Origin of the sequence: Pedobacter gandavensis (genome assembly GCF_014172405.1) — a bacterium.
Taxonomy (GTDB): Bacteria; Bacteroidota; Bacteroidia; order Sphingobacteriales; family Sphingobacteriaceae; genus Pedobacter; species Pedobacter gandavensis.
The window spans coordinates 1,189,972-1,205,196 of the sequence record NZ_WNXC01000001.1 but is presented as its reverse complement, the minus strand read 5'-3'; the positions used below and the strand labels follow the sequence as shown (position 1 = coordinate 1,205,196).

Annotated in this window: 16 protein-coding genes; 9 read left to right on the top strand and 7 right to left on the bottom strand. The window is 38.6% G+C overall.

Going from position 1 to position 15,225, the window contains the following annotated elements:
• The first annotated feature begins 49 nt into the window (after positions 1–49).
• Both GM920_RS04800 and GM920_RS04795 read left to right on the top strand, forming a co-directional pair.
• Positions 50–1,381 carry a Gfo/Idh/MocA family protein gene (locus GM920_RS04800; RefSeq protein WP_182953940.1) on the top strand — a complete coding sequence of 444 codons (1,332 nt, stop codon included), beginning with the start codon at positions 50–52 and terminating at the stop codon, positions 1,379–1,381.
• 3 nt (positions 1,382–1,384) lie between these two features.
• Entirely contained in the window at positions 1,385–2,062 is a 678-nt protein-coding gene (locus GM920_RS04795; protein WP_182953939.1) for a peptidylprolyl isomerase, read from the top strand.
• Between the two features lie 6 nt (positions 2,063–2,068).
• On the opposite strand, the gene GM920_RS04790 is transcribed toward GM920_RS04795, so the two are convergent.
• The gene (locus GM920_RS04790; protein ID WP_182953938.1) at positions 2,069–2,293 is read right to left on the bottom strand and encodes a DUF4287 domain-containing protein; all 225 of its coding nucleotides are present in this window, start codon (positions 2,291–2,293) and stop codon (positions 2,069–2,071) included.
• Positions 2,294–2,529: 236 nt separating this feature from the next.
• Between GM920_RS04790 and GM920_RS04785 the strand changes: the two genes are divergently transcribed.
• On the top strand, positions 2,530–3,516 hold the full coding sequence (locus GM920_RS04785; protein ID WP_182953935.1) for a helix-turn-helix transcriptional regulator: 987 nt from the start codon (positions 2,530–2,532) through the stop codon (positions 3,514–3,516).
• A gap of 46 nt (positions 3,517–3,562) precedes the next feature.
• On the opposite strand, the gene GM920_RS04780 is transcribed toward GM920_RS04785, so the two are convergent.
• The gene (locus tag GM920_RS04780; protein WP_182953933.1) at positions 3,563–4,045 is read right to left on the bottom strand and encodes a DinB family protein; all 483 of its coding nucleotides are present in this window, start codon (positions 4,043–4,045) and stop codon (positions 3,563–3,565) included.
• Between the two features lie 51 nt (positions 4,046–4,096).
• On the opposite strand from GM920_RS04780, the gene GM920_RS04775 reads away from it, so the two are divergent.
• Together GM920_RS04775 and GM920_RS04770 are read left to right on the top strand one after the other, a co-directional pair.
• Positions 4,097–4,558, top strand: coding sequence for a rhodanese-like domain-containing protein (locus tag GM920_RS04775; protein WP_202986034.1), 462 nt, complete (start codon positions 4,097–4,099; stop codon positions 4,556–4,558).
• Between the two features lie 102 nt (positions 4,559–4,660).
• Complete coding sequence (locus GM920_RS04770) at positions 4,661–5,362, top strand: 2OG-Fe(II) oxygenase (RefSeq protein WP_182953930.1); 702 nt, start codon at positions 4,661–4,663, stop codon at positions 5,360–5,362.
• On the opposite strand, the gene GM920_RS04765 is transcribed toward GM920_RS04770, so the two are convergent.
• Positions 5,357–6,046 (bottom strand): glycosyltransferase family protein, encoded by a 690-nt coding sequence (locus tag GM920_RS04765; protein ID WP_182953929.1) that lies wholly within the window; start codon positions 6,044–6,046, stop codon positions 5,357–5,359. The two genes, GM920_RS04770 and GM920_RS04765, sit on opposite strands and share 6 nt — an antisense overlap.
• 264 nt (positions 6,047–6,310) lie before the next feature.
• Here GM920_RS04765 and GM920_RS04760 point away from each other — a divergent pair, with 264 nt between their 5' ends.
• Positions 6,311–8,686 carry an ABC transporter permease gene (locus tag GM920_RS04760; protein WP_182953928.1) on the top strand — a complete coding sequence of 792 codons (2,376 nt, stop codon included), beginning with the start codon at positions 6,311–6,313 and terminating at the stop codon, positions 8,684–8,686.
• Between the two features lie 118 nt (positions 8,687–8,804).
• Here the strand turns inward: GM920_RS04760 and GM920_RS04755 are convergent, their stop codons facing one another.
• Together GM920_RS04755 and GM920_RS04750 are read right to left on the bottom strand one after the other, a co-directional pair.
• Positions 8,805–9,191: a hypothetical protein gene (locus GM920_RS04755; protein ID WP_182953926.1), complete on the bottom strand. Its 387-nt coding sequence runs from the start codon at positions 9,189–9,191 to the stop codon at positions 8,805–8,807.
• Between the two features lie 179 nt (positions 9,192–9,370).
• Positions 9,371–9,634: a helix-turn-helix domain-containing protein gene (locus GM920_RS04750; protein ID WP_182953924.1), complete on the bottom strand. Its 264-nt coding sequence runs from the start codon at positions 9,632–9,634 to the stop codon at positions 9,371–9,373.
• 182 nt (positions 9,635–9,816) lie between these two features.
• On the opposite strand from GM920_RS04750, the gene GM920_RS04745 reads away from it, so the two are divergent.
• Positions 9,817–10,665 carry a helix-turn-helix domain-containing protein gene (locus tag GM920_RS04745; protein ID WP_182953921.1) on the top strand — a complete coding sequence of 283 codons (849 nt, stop codon included), beginning with the start codon at positions 9,817–9,819 and terminating at the stop codon, positions 10,663–10,665.
• A 230-nt stretch (positions 10,666–10,895) separates the two neighbouring features.
• A complete protein-coding gene (locus GM920_RS04740; protein ID WP_182953918.1) occupies positions 10,896–12,074 on the top strand; it encodes a TlpA disulfide reductase family protein in 1,179 nt (392 codons plus the stop codon).
• 352 nt (positions 12,075–12,426) lie between these two features.
• Here GM920_RS04740 and GM920_RS04735 read toward each other — a convergent pair whose 3' ends face one another.
• Positions 12,427–13,296, bottom strand: a complete 870-nt coding sequence (locus GM920_RS04735) for a helix-turn-helix transcriptional regulator (protein ID WP_202986033.1) — start codon at positions 13,294–13,296, stop codon at positions 12,427–12,429.
• A 204-nt stretch (positions 13,297–13,500) separates the two neighbouring features.
• Here GM920_RS04735 and GM920_RS04730 point away from each other — a divergent pair, with 204 nt between their 5' ends.
• Positions 13,501–14,172, top strand: coding sequence for a competence protein CoiA family protein (locus GM920_RS04730; RefSeq protein WP_182953916.1), 672 nt, complete (start codon positions 13,501–13,503; stop codon positions 14,170–14,172).
• A gap of 8 nt (positions 14,173–14,180) precedes the next feature.
• Here GM920_RS04730 and GM920_RS04725 read toward each other — a convergent pair whose 3' ends face one another.
• Complete coding sequence (locus tag GM920_RS04725; RefSeq protein ID WP_182953913.1) at positions 14,181–14,888, bottom strand: LuxR C-terminal-related transcriptional regulator; 708 nt, start codon at positions 14,886–14,888, stop codon at positions 14,181–14,183.
• Positions 14,889–15,225: the final 337 nt, after the last annotated feature.

Here is a 15,225-nt window from a genome sequence, read left to right as displayed (position 1 = left end):
GAAATACTTTGAGTATTTTACCTTCATTATGAACCTTTAAACAAAAACGATGCTCAACCGAAGAAACTTTATCCGCAATAGTGCTGGCGCAATTGGCAGTACTGTCTTACTTTCTGCACTCGACAATCCTGCTTATGCTTTGTATGAACGGACTATTGGTGCCAACGACCAGATTAATATCGGTGTAATTGGTGTGAATGGAATGGGTTGGTCGGATTTGGTAGCAGCGCTAAAAGTTCCTGGTGTTAATTTGTTGGCCATATGTGATTCAGATCAAAATGTACTGGATAAACGAATGAAGGACTTGAAAGGTTTGAATGTGGATGCTTCAAAAGTTAATGCTTATCAAGATTATCGTGCTTTGCTCGATCGTAAGGATATTGATGCGGTGATCATTGGAACGCCAGATCATTGGCATGCTTTAATGATGATCCATGCTTGTGAAGCCGGGAAGGATGTTTATGTGGAGAAGCCGGTTGGCAATTCCATTGTAGAATGCAGGACGATGGTCGCAGCCCAACAAAAATACAATAAGGTGGTGCAGGCCGGACAATGGCAGCGGAGTCAGCAGCATTTTAAGGATGCAGTAGATTTTGTGCAAAGCGGTCAACTGGGTAACATCAGGACCGTTAAAGTTTGGTGTTATCAGGGCTGGATGAAACCAGGGCCCGTAGTTCCAAATTCTGCAGTCCCTTCAGGTGTAGATTATAATTTATGGTTGGGACCAGCGCAAAAAAGAGCATTTAACTCGAGCAGATATCATTTCAATTTCCGCTGGTTTTGGGATTATGCAGGAGGCCTGATGACGGATTGGGGTGTCCATTTACTGGATTATGGTTTACTGGGGATGGGATCGCCAATTCCGAAAAGTATTTCTGCTTTAGGTGGACGTTTTGCTTATCCGGATCTATATGAGGAAACACCAGATACACTGACCACACTCTATGAATTTGATAAATTTAATTTGGTATGGGATTCCGCGATGGGAATCGACAATGGTTCTTACAATAGAGACCATGGGATCGCTTACATTGGCAACAACGGAACGCTGATCCTGAATAGAGGAGGATGGGAGGTCGTTGAAGAGCGACAAAGTGGAAATAAAGTGAGTAAGCCATTGGTGAAAGCCTCTGATAATGGGCTTAACAATCACATGCTCAATTTCTTTGCTTCGGTGAGGTCAAGAAAAAAAGAAGATTTAAATTGTTCGATCCAGGCGGGTGCTCATGTGGCCAGCATTGCGCAAATGGGAAATATAGCATACAAAAGTGGCGAAAAACTAACCTGGGATGCCCAGAAAAACCAATTTACCAATTCAAAGATTAATAAACAGTACTTAATGGCTCAGTACCATAACGGTTATAACTTACCAAAAATTTAATACATGAAATCTATTTTTACCACTTTAACATTTGTTCTAATTACCGTTGCTAGTTACGCTCAATCCCGATTTGTACGCTTGGAAACCAATAAAGGAAATATCACGTTGATGCTATATGATGAAACCCCTAAACATCGGGACGCATTTTTAAAAAGCATTAAAAAGGGGCTCTATGACCATGCTGCTTTTAATCGGGTGATCAAAGCTTTCGTGAGTCAGGGGGGAGAGTTGGATGAAACTATTCTTGACAGAGAAAAGCTAAGTCCTGAAAAACCTTTAGCACGGATCCCAGCAGAGATCGTTCCTGAGCTTTTTCATAAGAAAGGAGCATTGGGCGCAGGTAGAAATGACAATCTGGAGCACAGTTCCTACCTAACCCAAATCTACTTGTCTGTGGGTAAACCACAAACCGATGCAGAGCTGAATGCTATAGAAAAAAAGAAGGGTCATCAATATTCTCCGAAGCAAAGAGAAATTTACAAAACTCTTGGAGGAATTCCGCGTCTGGACCTGGACTATACCGTATTTGGCCAAATTGTGGAAGGGATGGAGGTAGCTGATGCCATCAATTCTGTGCCTACAGATAAGAATGACTTGCCTTTACAAGCCATCACATTTACGCCTAAAGTGCTGTCGAAAAAAGAATCCGCAAAGCTTCTGGAAAAACTACCTAAAAACTAAGTAAAATCACTGGCTATTTTCATTTTTTATGCCCTTCAACAGGGCATAAATTGCCATGCTATGGCCAGCACCAAGGTCAAAATCATTTTTTAGCCAAGCGGTAATTTCGCCTGCTTTTACCGTTAATTGGCCATCCTGCAGAAATTTCTTTTCTGTTGCAAGGGCTTTAAAGTCAGCCGGTCCTTTGCCGGTTTTTTCTTTGATCGTTTTAAGATACGCTTGAAATGACATGATGTATTTGTTTTATGATGATATCCAAAGTTAAGCCCGGTACATAAAATCGATACGGTGTGATTAGGACTTTATCAAGGGGTATTTACGACCTGGAATTTCATGTAGACAAAAAAAATGACCAGTTTATTTAACATATCGTAACTGGATGTTGGAGAATTTGACGCCAACATCAATCAATCCCATGTTTGAAGTTTAGAGAATGTTTATCTTAGGGGATAAATTATAATGATAAAATGATTGATGATAGCCCGAAGCGTTTTGATAGGATAGTAGCAATATTGATTCAGTTGCAATCTAGCCGTATGGTAAAAGCACAAGAACTGGCGGATCGTTTTCAGGTAAGCCTTCGCACAATTTACCGCGACATTCGTAGCTTGGAGAGCTCTGGTGTGCCTATTTTGTCCGAAGCTGGGGTTGGTTATTCTATTATGGAGGGCTATCGCTTGCCTCCGGTTATGTTTACGCGTGAGGAAGCCGGAAGTTTTGTAGCAGCAGAAAAACTCATGCAGCAAATGACCGATAAAACCTTAGGCGCCTACTTTTGCTCTGCCATGTTCAAAATTAAGTCGGTGCTGCGGAATAAAGATAAAGATTGGATTAGCGCTTTAGAATCACAAATCGTGGTAAACTCAGGTCAGGTGCTTTTTAATGAGCATGTACCCGATGCCTTAGAAATTATTATGCAAGGTATCGCAGAGCAAAAACAAGTGATGTTATGGTACCAGGCATTTGAAGCCAATGAACCAGGGCAAAGGACTATTGAACCTGTTGGTCTTTTTCACGAAAACAATTTTTGGTATATATTAGGTTTTTGTCATCTGCGACAAGATTACCGTCAGTTTCGTACAGATCGTATTGTGCAGATCAGGCGTACTACAGATCCTTACCTGAGTACGCATGGCCCATTGGAGCAATACCGAAATAAAGAAGTGATCTGTGAGGATAGAATTAAAGTGCGGATCTTAGTCGATAAGAAGGTAGTGAAATATCTTCAAGGTAGTTATAAGTATCATGGTTTTGTGGAAGAAGTGGATCGGGGCAGTCAGGTGGAAATGACTTTTATGGTTAACGAAACTAATGATGGATTCCCCCGCTGGTACCTCATGTTTGGCGATTATGCAGAAATTCTGGAGCCGGAACATATGAAATATCGTATCCATGATCTCGCGAAGAAAGTGATGGCTAATCTTGAGCTTCCTGAAGCGGTGTCCCTAGTTTAATAAAGTTTGCCTTGTTGGGTACAAGACAAACTTTTGATAGTTGAATCTAGGGCCTTTCATAAAAGAAAGGTGGGGTAATACCGAGGCTGCGCAGGTATACATAACCTTCTCCACGATGGTGGATTTCATTATCTATAAAATAGAAAATTGAAGACCAGGTTGTGCCTTCATATTGGCCAAAAATAGTGATGACCTTAGAAAATTGATCTTCAGAAATTTGTGGCCAATAAGTATTGATCTTTTCGGTCGCTTCATCCCATAATTTTAACAATTGTTCCTTTTGAGTGATACCTTCAAAGTGCTCATTCAGCGGATTAATCTGTCCGGTAGCGATTTCTTGTATTCCAGGAGCACCTATGCCAAGTAACTCCATCACCATTCCAGAAAAGCTGCGCATGCCACCAATAGAATAGTTGAAAAGTTCTTTTTCTGGGAAGGCCTCAATGACTCTTCTTGTTAAGGCACGGTGTCCTTGCCAATGCGCCAATAATTCTTCTGAAGTGATTAGACTTGCTGTAGTTGTATTCATGATCTCTAATTTTAGTATGTGTTTTTAATAAAACAAATCTATAACCGCCTAATGACAACAGTATGTCAACAGGTTTTTAAGTATTTTAGTTCCACTAATCAATTAAACCGACTGATGATGGATGCACAAATTAAATTTTATGAAAACAAATTGGCCTTCGAAATGGATCCTTCAGATTTGTTTAAGGCCTTAAATAATGGAGAAAAAGTGATTGCGCTTGATGCAAGAAAATTCTTTGGCTTTGAGGCCGAACATATTCCTACTGCCATCAATATCCCTCATTCCGAAATGAATCAAGAAAGTACAAGACATTTAGACAAAGATTTCACCTATGTTACCTACTGCGACGGTATTGGATGTAATGCTTCCACAAAAGGAGCTTTGAATATGTCAAAACTTGGTTTTAAGGTCAAAGAACTGATCGGTGGCCTGGAATGGTGGAAGTTTGATGGTTATGCAACTGAAGGGACTAAGGCCGGTCCAACCGGTGAAAAAATCCAATGTGCTTGCTGAAAGCAGCAGATCTCTTTTGAATAAATATCGCTGGTGGTTTAGCAAGTTTCGGGTTTCATCGCAATGCTAATTGTTTGATTTTTGACAATCAAACAGAAAATCATGGAAGAGAAAATAGCATCTGTAAATTGGAGTAAGGTAGTGGAGGCCATGCATGAAAAAGGTTTTGCCATTATCCCGGAATTCTTGTCAGCGGATCAATGCAGTGAATTGATAAATGGTTATGACCATCCCAACCTGTACAGAAAAACGGTTGTCATGGAACGCTACCGTTTTGGCTTAGGCGAATACAAATATTTCAACTATCCATTGCCAGATCCCATTCAAATTATTAGAACTGGGGTATACCCAAAACTTGCCACCATTGCAAATACCTGGATGAAAGTGCTAAATATCGCTACCCATTTTCCAGATACACATCAAGCGCTTTTACAGCAATGTCAGGAGAACGATCAAACCAAAGCAACAGTTCTCATTTTGAAATATAATGATGGTGGATACAATACTTTGCACCAGGATTTATATGGAGCTGTATATTTTCCGATTCAAATTGTTTTGTTCCTGAATGAGCCAGACGAGGATTTTACTGGGGGCGAATTTGTACTTACTGAACAAATCCCCAGAGCACAGCCAAAAGTCATCGTATTAAAACCCAAGAAAGGCGATATGCTAATATTCACAACCAATTTTAGACCTGTGAAAGGAAGCAAAGGTTATTATCGCGTAAATATGAAACACGGCGTAAGTGAGGTTCACACTGGAGTACGACATACACTAGGCATCATTTTTCACGATGCTTTATAAAACATTGGGAAATCTACGGCGGTTGCCATCAATCAGAACGGCGAGCTGATAATTTTCCTCTGAATCGATTGCTAAATTCTCGATATCATCGACACCGCAGACAAAAGGTGCTTTACCTACTTTTCGGTTTCCTGCTGCAAGGAATGTGCTGCGGTTAAATAGATGCAATATGCCGTCTTCTACAAAGGTGTTTGGGCGATCTTCGCGTATAAAATCCCTATCGCTGTCAAAATATCTACGGTTTAAAGTTTTAATGGTAAACACAGAGTCATGGCGACGGTCTTCAGGGTTAATCACGTATTTGTCGTAGGTTTCTATGACATAGTCGATGGTCCGTTGTCTTAAGAAGGGGAAAATTGGCCCTAGCTGTAGGAAGTGTTCAGCATCCACATGTGCTAACAATGCCGCTGTGGTTTTGTCTGAGGTAAGCTCCAATTCAATCTCATGTGGCTCTGCCTGATAAACGTTGATCACGTTCACCTTTTTTGAACGAGCGTAGCTGTTCTTAATCATGCTGGAGTCGGTGTTGACAATGATTTTCCCAATCTGTGGGATATCTTCGAGTTTCTTTATCATAACGTCGAAAAGTAAGTTACCGGAGATGTGTTGGAAATGTCTGTTAGGAAAAAAATATCCTGCTTCTTCAGGGATGGAGATGAGTGCGGTTAATAAGTTATGATTCATAGTTTGATAGTTTGAGTTTTATGGTTTGGTCAAACCAATTTACGAATCGGTAGGCTTGATTACTCAAAAGACAAAAAAAAAATGATGTTGATTCCCTAAATGATTTAATCAGACTGTCCGATCTCGCACAACGAAAGTTCGATAATGAACACTCTTAGATGTGTTTGTATTTTAAATATTTGATATGTAGTTGTTTGAATTGTATTTCTTCTTTTGGCACAAGCTTGGCGCAGAGGGATTGAACAATAAAGAAAACGTATGTCTATGTTTAAATTAAACTTGAAAATCGCGTTGCGAAATCTTTGGAAGAACAAAAGTATAACCTCAATTAATGTTGGTGGTTTAGCTATTGCATTGGCTGCTTTTATTTTGGTCATGATGTATTTTACTCATGAAACTGGTTTTGACAAAACAAATCCAAATTATAAGAATATCTATATTGTTGGAAGAATTTATCCCGAGTTTAAAACGAATTATACGTCACCACCATTGCTGAAAGCGATCATGCAAAACTTTCCTGAAGTGGAAAACGGTGGCTTGGTAAAGGAAGGATCTTATGAACTACCATTAAGAAATGGAAATAAAACAGTCATCACTAAGAGTTTTATGCAGATTGATTACAATGCGGCTAAAATTCTGAATATAAAACCCAATGGAGGTTTAGGAAAACCGGCTGGCGAAATGGATCGGCTCACTTATTTAAATGAGGCAGGCATGAAGACATTATTTCCAGATAAAAAGGATAATAAACCTGAGATGGTTGGCGTAGGAAGCAGTAATTCAGGTATAACCAGTAAAATAAACGGTGCTATCGCCAACAATCTACAGTCAAGCATAACCTTTGACGCCATCTCGCTGGCGAATGAATTGGGACAAGGGGAGTCTTATGGTTACAACAACTACTATACTTATATCCAGGTAAAACCAGGCACTGATATTGCCAGTCTGGAACAAAAAATAACCAAATTATATCAAGCTGAGGTTTCGAAAGGTGAAACGGATGAAAAGAGAATTGATGAAGTAAAAAAGGTGACTACATTCTTAGATCTACTAGGGAATCAACACCTAAGACCTAAAGCCGGGAATGATGCACCTTATAAAATCTTGATCGCCATTTCTATACTTGGAATCTTGATTTTAATAATTGCCAGTATCAATTTCACCAATTTAAGTATCGCTCAGGCAAGTAAAAGAGCGAAAGAGGTAGGGGTTAAAAAAGTGATGGGTGCTTATCGTTTTCAGCTGACCACTCAATTCCTAACGGAAATCTTTATACAATGCCTGGTCGCAACAGTTCTGGCCCTAATGTTAGCAGAATTATTGTTGCCAAGCTTTAACAATTTGTTCCAGGTAAACCTGTCCATCTGGTCTGTTAAGAACAACTTGATTTGGCAGCTGCCGTTAATCTTAGTACTGATTACCATGATTGCCGGCATCTATCCCGCTTTAGTGCTTTCTGGTTTTAAACCTGCCTTGGTATTAAAGGGGAATTTTTCTACAAGTAAACAGAATTATTGGCTGCAAAACAGTTTGCTGGTTTTTCAATTCTGCATTGCAGTAACCTTTATTATCGGCTTATTTGTGGTTAATTCGCAATTAAAATATATGCGTAGCCAGGATTTGGGTTTCAATGCAAATCAGGTCGTTTACATTAAGAACATTGCTATTTTCAACAATCCTGCTAAATTTGCGCCGGTTAGGGAAAAGATGCTGAAAATACCTGGCATAAAAGCAGCAACCGTTGCTACTGGTGTTCCGGATGGTTCTGGGAACGGAACTAACGGTTATACAGTCAATGGCACAAAATCCAGTATTGATTTTGTGGACGTAGATTTTGATTATTTCGAGACTTTAAATATTAAGTTAAAGGAAGGCCGTTTTTTCTCCCAAGCATTTAAAACCGATACTGCAAATTCAGCGGTAATCAATGAAAGTGCTGCTGCCAGGTTTGGAATAACAAATGCTGTCGGGCAAACGATTAGAGGTTGCGATATGGATTATAAAATCGTAGGTGTAGTTAAGGACTTTAAAGCGCAGGGATTTGAAAGTGCAGTTCAACCCACCATTTATGCGATTAAAAATCCTTGTGGTAATCAAAAACTTCAGATCATGTTAAAGATTGAAGAAAATAAAATGGCTGCTGCTTTAGCTGCTTTGAAAGCGCAATGGCCGGAAATTAATGCCAAAGACGGTGAAGATTTTCGCTACGAATTCTTAGATGAGCTTTATGGTAAGCTTTTTAAAAAACAGGAACAGTTACAATCCGTGTTTTTTGCAGCCGCAATGTTGACCATTTTTATTGCCATTTTGGGATTATTTGCCTTTGCGAAGTACATCACAAATGGCAGAACCAAGGAGATTGCAGTGCGTAAAATATTAGGAGCTAGTGACATCCAGATTTTGACATTAATCAATAGTTCATTTCTGGTGATGGTTGTTGTAGCCAACATCATCTCCTGGCCAATTGCCTATATTCTAACAAGTAAATGGCTGGAAACCTTTGCCTATAGAATTGATTTGCCAGTTTTTCCTTTTGTGATCAGCGCATTCATCACCATTTTTTTAGCCATATTCACAGTAAGCTTACAGGCCAGAAAATCCGTTAATGCCAAGCCCATTGATGCTTTGAAATATGAATAATAAGAAGGGAAAGGAATAAACAAAAAGCCGAATCAGTTATATAAAAACTGATTCGGCTTTTTGTTTTTGTATATCGGTCTTAAACCAGCTTGATTCGTATTTCTTAGGAATCAAATTCTTAATTACCACCTTCGAAATAGGCCTTTACATGAGCATGCATTTGGCTTTCGGTCATTTTATCCGCAGTTCTGATCTCAACTTTGATAGCGGAGTATAAATGATTATCCTTAAAGGTATTGTAAAGTTCAGTTTTTGCCTCAGTTGGGCCAAAAAGTAAAACTTCATCATACTCTCTGATAATTTCCGCTAATTCCTTGTAATAGGCTGCCTGATCGCCTTGTTCCAAATTGTGCATGGTGCTTTCACCATGTTGCAAGGTCTCTTTCCTGGCCTCCTGATTAAAGTTACATTCAATGGTTCTGGTCAGAATGGGATCTGCCGGATAGTCCATGAGGTGTGCCACTGAATGATCCATCCAAATGGCGATTTTTGTTTTTTCTATCATAGTAGTATATTTAAAAGGCGCGACCAACAGAAAGGAGTTCTCCAAAAAATGGCATCCTAAATGTGTCATGTACAATGATTTACAGATGGTAACAATCTGCGCTATATCTACAATTTTAAGCTCAACTTTGTTTTAGTAAACCCTGATGAACGCAACCAGGAGATTATCCTGCTAATTTTCTAAATAGAAATTTGTTTTGCTGCTATGATCTGGGAAATTTCTGCTATTATCTTAGCACTGAAAGTATGTCTGCCCATCAGCCATCTTTTTATTTCGTCTGGATTGATGTCAAGGGAGACCGCAAGTTCATTTTCTGAAATACCTTTATCGGCTAACATTTTCGCGATTTTACTGGCAACATCCAGATTCAGTTGCGCTAATTCCTCTATTGCGGGGTTTCCGCTCTCTTCCAGCCAGATGGATACAAAATCGTTCTCTTCCATTTATGTTATTCGTATTTGTTTAAAGTATTCCGGACATTCTACGTCCTTTCCTCATTAGGGCGACAAATTTAATGATATTAATTTTATTATTACAACTATAGGGGAGGCCAGGTAACTATTGGAGCGCGCTGGCGTCAAAATGTGCTAGTAATCCAGGACCAAACCTAAACCAATCGAAAAGAATGAATTCGGTCATTATTAAACCCGGGAACGAAATCTTAAAAAGGTATGTACAGTATTTTCTGTTTTTTAATAAAATGGACGAACGCATGGTGAATTATACCACTTTTCCCAACAATAATCTATGTCTTGCAATCTACAAGCAGAACGAAGTGCATTATGTTAACGATCAACAGTCGAACAGCTGCATCATCACAGTTGGGGATAGTAATTTTGTGAGCAGGTGTTACGGATTTCATAAAATGCCATTTCAAGTCAATGTAAACTCCCCACTTGATCAAGTTTGTATTGTCTTTTATCCGGCTGCTTTAGGGGCCTTCACTTCTGCATCCTACGAAGACTTGATGAGCTCAAATCATGTTTTTGAAACTGTTTTCCCCGACAAAAACACTTTCTTTTTAGAGCAACTCTTTGCGGAACAAAATTTTGCGAAACGTGCTCAAAGATTAGAATCTTTGTTATTGAATAATCTAAATGATTGCATCCCGAACAGGCTAAAAGATGCCTTACTGTTTATTTCAAATGGTCATCAAGAAAACCCAACTGTGGAGGACCTTGCCCGAAAACTGCGTCTAAGTGAAACCTCCGTTTTCCGTTTATTTAAGAACCATCTGGGGCAAAATCCCAAGTCATTTTTAAAAACAATCCGCTTCCGAACAGCTTTGGATAAAATGCTCAGTAAAGAGTGTTCTTTAACGGAAACGGCCTACCTCAATCAATATTACGACCAGGCACATTTAATTAAAGATTTCAGATCACTCTCCGGTCATTCCCCAAAACAACTGTTAGGCAAAGTTGCGCTTTCTCAAAATGACCTGGTCTGGATCTGCGATGGCAAATTCCCTGAATGATTTATACAATTTTTAACCTTCGGCTATAGTTTCCTTTGCTGTATAAATTTTCCATAGCCTTACTTGTTGTCAGCAATGTGATTTACGCACAAAACATATTTAGAGCAACAAGTATTTTATGTTAAATGATAAATTAGGTCTGAATATGGGTAAATTACTGCTGATGTTTACTGAAATTTAACATCAGTTTTATAAGAAATTAAATTGTTTTTCTTATGATACGTGCCATCATGAATACAGGGATTCCAAATAAAAAAAATATGCTCAAGACTGTATTAGCCGTAATGCTTTTGATACTATCCTCAAGAAGTACCGATGTAAAAGCATTAACCATTCAAATTGACTCCGCTACTAGTTATTTAATTACAGGTAAAATTCGTAATTATAACAATGGATTGGTTTACCTTCGACATGGTGATAATCTTAAGAATGGCTTGAGGGTTGACTCTGCCAAGGTCTTAAATGGGGAGTTTAGCTTTTCGGGGGAAATTTCGGGAATAGCTCCATTTCTTTTGGGTGTACATGGTAAGGATAATAAGGGAAGAATAATGCCTTCAATCATTTATCAGGAGCCATTTATTTTGTCTCCCGGGCACCTTTATTTTGAGGGTGATTTTGATGGGCGAGCCCCATTTATTGCTTTTGGAACGAAATCACAAGATGAGTATAATATTTTCAGAAGAAAAATAGACCCACTAAACAAGAAGAGAACAAATATTTCTGGAAAAAGAAATGGGCTAAAGTCATCGGCTACCAAAAAACTTGATAGCCTGAGTTTGCAGGAACGATTAGTGGAAAATCAGATTAAAGATGCGCTTCGTGATCATGCTATACGATTTCCAAATTCTTTAGTATCAGCCTATATTGCTAAATCAAACTTAGAAAATGCTGATGTCAGCACGATTAAACCCATATACGAGGCGTTAACAAGCGTAGTAAAAGAATCAGTATATGGTAAAGCATTACTCCAAATGTTGCAATTAAGCGAATTAACCGGTATCGATCATATTTTACCTTCATTTAAATTACCAGATTCAAAAGGTCAACTGGTTTCTCTAGAAGAACACAAGGGAAGCTATTCGCTTATTGATTTTTGGGCCAGCTGGTGTGGACCTTGTCGGCTGGAGCATCCAAACTTAATCAAAGCCTACAATGCTTATCAAGCTAAAGGCTTTAAAATCATCAGTATATCAATGGATACCAATAAGGCCAGGTGGTTAAAGGCAGTAACTGAAGATAAGTTATCCTGGCAACAGTTATCAGACTTGAAAGGAATGGAGAGTGAAACAAGGAAAATGTTTGGAATAACTACGATACCCATGAATTTTCTAATCGATAAAGAAGGGAAAATCATTGCCAGAAACTTAAGAGGAACGGAATTAATTAATAAATTAAAAGAGCTGCTTTGATTTTAATTTCATGGAGAGACTGTTTTTAAGTTATTACACCACTTCTCTCGCTTCGCGATTTGGGCGATCCATTCTGGCGCTGCGCGCGTTTCCATCGGTAACATTTTAGGAAGAAAACCATGGCCACTAATAGAAAAATTCCCGAGCAAATAGCGACCTGAAGTGGGTGGGACAACAGGTTGTTTTGGGAAGTAGTGCGGCCATCTCAGGAAATAGAATTTCCGAAATACCTACCATTAAGCCAATCATGAGGTGCGCAAAGAGCTATCGAACTAATTTAAGTCTATTCATTGCTTTTAAAACTTGTGTTTCTTCAAATGAAGAAAACAGGAATCGGTGTTTATAAGCAAAATTAATAAGACTCCAGTTTAGTTGGAATGGACAAATCTGCTACGATAGATACGCCAACCTGCTCCCGAAAAGCGGTAGGTGTAATTCCGGTGTGTTTCTTAAAATACCGGCTAAAGTAATTCTCATCGTCAAAATTGAGTTCGGCAGCTATTTCTTTCATGCTTTTATAGCTGAGGTGAATCAGCTTTTTGGACTCCAGGATTACCCGTTCATGTATGAGTCCAGAGGGCGTTCTCAAGAAATATTGTTTACATATTTTTGAGAAATTATTGGGCGAAATACCCATTTTTTCAGCATAAAAAGAAGGCTGTCTTTCTTTATGGAAATTACTTTCTAACAATGCTTTGAATTTCATGATGGGATGGTGCCTGTTCACTTCCTCATAAATGACATGATCATTCGATTTAATTTTACTACATAAGGCTAAAATCAACTGTAAATAAGCTCGAACTATAGCTATTGAATAACTATTGTTATGCGCCAATTCAGGAGTCAGTTTTCCTAGAATATGATTCAAGTCTGCATAAGCTTCCATTTCAAGATTCACATAAGGTTGTTGGTAGATGTTGTTAAACAAAAGACCATTGCAGGCAACTTCTTTTTTATGGTATTCTATGCAGTAAAAGTCTCCATGAAATTGAAGTCTTTTTGTTGGAATAGGATGTGCTGTGTCAAAGTAAATAATTTGATAGGGGGTAGTAAACAATGCAATTTTGCCTTCAAAAGAATATTCTACCAGATCGACGCTAACTTTACCGGCTCCATCTAAAAGGATGATATTATACATGGGAGAGCCTCCGGATTGATTGATGTCATCTGTGTCACATTCCTGTACGATACAATCCTTATGATTTACTTGTTCTTCTTTCATGTTGAAATATTAGAGTCTTAGGCATTGACTTTTGCCGTTGATGATGAACATTTGCAATATGCAAAATAACTTGATCAAAGGAAAACTCCGCTAAGGTGTGTTTGCTGAGTGTTTTTCTCAAAATTTTAGGATTTCTTATAATTTTTTGCGTACTAATATTATTAGTATAGCTTTGTGTGCCCGCTAGAATTTAATTAGCCCATTATGGATTTCAATACTTCTCTTTTTCCTGTGGACAATAGCCATGAACCTGATAATGGTCAGCAGCAACAGCCTATATTAAGGAGTTTTGGGGAAACACCCTGGCACCGCAACTGGAAGAAGGAATTCCCAGCTTCTTTTCGTGAAGTAAGTTTTTCAGATCAAGCTCTCGGGGAGCTGCATCGGGCCGATGTGCATACTTCATGTGGTACAACCATTGAATTTCAAAATTCGCCGATTTGCCTTCAGGAACTGGAAAGTAGGGAGGCCTATTATCCCAAATTAGTATGGGTATTGAATGGGAAAAAGTTCAAAGGTTTTCGGATTTTAAAACATTTGCCTGATGTGGATGATCCCAGGCTCTCAGGCTACGAGTTTTGCCATATGGATCACCTTTCTATGATTAGGAAGGCTGATCTCTTGCAGGCAAAAGGCACAACGAAAGTGTTAAATTTCCACCATCCAGAACTCAAAAACATCCCTTTAACCAGTCATTACTATTCTTTCTGCTGGAAGAATCCACACCGGGTTTGGTACCAAGCCAAATGTCCGCTAATTGTGGATTTGGGTGGGCATTTCTTATATCAATTGAAACAACGAAAGCAGTTGTCAGGGGATTATCCTTATTTACATATGATCCCCAGAAAGGATTTTCTCGCGCTGTACATCAGGTAGAAATGATTTTACTTCTGTGATTGTACTTTGTTAATTACCATGTTGACTGCCGCTGTCATATTACATGCACCAGTTTTAGCTATGATGTGTTTTCGATGGCTCTTTACGGTCTCAATAGCTAAATATAGCTGATAAGCGATTTCTTTGGTCGTATATCCAAATCTTACAAGTTCCAGCACCTGTTTTTCTCTTTCTGTGAGCTTCGTTTCAACTTCTGAAAATTCTTGCTCATGGCACAGTAGGTAAGTCTCGGAATCAGATAGTTGATGAATGGTCAGGTTGATGTTATTACTGAATTTAAAGCCTGTGATATCTGTACTGTGTACGGACTCAATAGTAGGTTTTCCATCTACTGTAAATTCAGTAAAAGTACTCTGTCTTAATATGTGAATATAGTCGTCATTTACTTTTTTTACTCTAAGGTTATAGCTGAACCTTAGTTTGGGACGTTGTTCCGGTGTTACACTGTAATAATAGTTAAAGATGGATTGATGGAGTTCTTTTAATCTCAACATGTCTTCTGGGTGAATAATACTCAGTGTAAAACTCAAGCCTTCCTCTAAAAATGCTTCGCTGGTATAGCCTAGAATACTCTTAACAGAATCACTCATAAAGAGATACTGCATAGAGGACCAATTGAAAATGCAGGAATAACCGTGGTTGAAGGTGTTGTCTAAATTCTCCGAAATAGAATAGCTGCGAGATAATGTAATCATTTCAACTTCTAATCTATCAGGATAACCTGCTAACTGATAAAGCTCGGTTGTTGTTGGTTTTTGAGATGCGTTCATATTTACCTTAGTTAGATAACTTAAATTTAAAGAAAATTTCGGCATTAATCAAGGGGCTTTTAATCCCTCTTTTGAGGGATTGTAAGGGGGAATTATGATTTGGAACTTGTATATGGTTTGTTTGTGGTTAAGAATTTTACCTTGTTTGTTGCGCTCCATAATGGAGTAAGGTTCTCCAATCCCTAAGTATTTCCAATTAATATTCACTCTTTTGGGTGATTGTATCTGGCGTGTTTAATCTCGATATTGTATTTGGATTTCA

Coding starts and splice junctions, on each gene's coding strand:
- GM920_RS04735 (WP_202986033.1), bottom strand. CDS start 13,296: ATGAAAGAAGAACAAGTAAATCATAAGGATTGTATCGTACAGGAATGT.
- GM920_RS04800 (WP_182953940.1), top strand. CDS start 50: ATGCTCAACCGAAGAAACTTTATCCGCAATAGTGCTGGCGCAATTGGC.
- GM920_RS04790 (WP_182953938.1), bottom strand. CDS start 2,293: ATGTCATTTCAAGCGTATCTTAAAACGATCAAAGAAAAAACCGGCAAA.
- GM920_RS04755 (WP_182953926.1), bottom strand. CDS start 9,191: ATGATAGAAAAAACAAAAATCGCCATTTGGATGGATCATTCAGTGGCA.
- GM920_RS04750 (WP_182953924.1), bottom strand. CDS start 9,634: ATGGAAGAGAACGATTTTGTATCCATCTGGCTGGAAGAGAGCGGAAAC.
- GM920_RS04795 (WP_182953939.1), top strand. CDS start 1,385: ATGAAATCTATTTTTACCACTTTAACATTTGTTCTAATTACCGTTGCT.
- GM920_RS04765 (WP_182953929.1), bottom strand. CDS start 6,046: ATGAATCATAACTTATTAACCGCACTCATCTCCATCCCTGAAGAAGCA.
- GM920_RS04780 (WP_182953933.1), bottom strand. CDS start 4,045: ATGAATACAACTACAGCAAGTCTAATCACTTCAGAAGAATTATTGGCG.
- GM920_RS04775 (WP_202986034.1), top strand. CDS start 4,097: ATGACAACAGTATGTCAACAGGTTTTTAAGTATTTTAGTTCCACTAAT.
- GM920_RS04730 (WP_182953916.1), top strand. CDS start 13,501: ATGGATTTCAATACTTCTCTTTTTCCTGTGGACAATAGCCATGAACCT.
- GM920_RS04745 (WP_182953921.1), top strand. CDS start 9,817: ATGAATTCGGTCATTATTAAACCCGGGAACGAAATCTTAAAAAGGTAT.
- GM920_RS04785 (WP_182953935.1), top strand. CDS start 2,530: ATGATTGATGATAGCCCGAAGCGTTTTGATAGGATAGTAGCAATATTG.
- GM920_RS04725 (WP_182953913.1), bottom strand. CDS start 14,888: ATGATTACATTATCTCGCAGCTATTCTATTTCGGAGAATTTAGACAAC.
- GM920_RS04760 (WP_182953928.1), top strand. CDS start 6,311: ATGTTTAAATTAAACTTGAAAATCGCGTTGCGAAATCTTTGGAAGAAC.
- GM920_RS04770 (WP_182953930.1), top strand. CDS start 4,661: ATGGAAGAGAAAATAGCATCTGTAAATTGGAGTAAGGTAGTGGAGGCC.
- GM920_RS04740 (WP_182953918.1), top strand. CDS start 10,896: ATGAATACAGGGATTCCAAATAAAAAAAATATGCTCAAGACTGTATTA.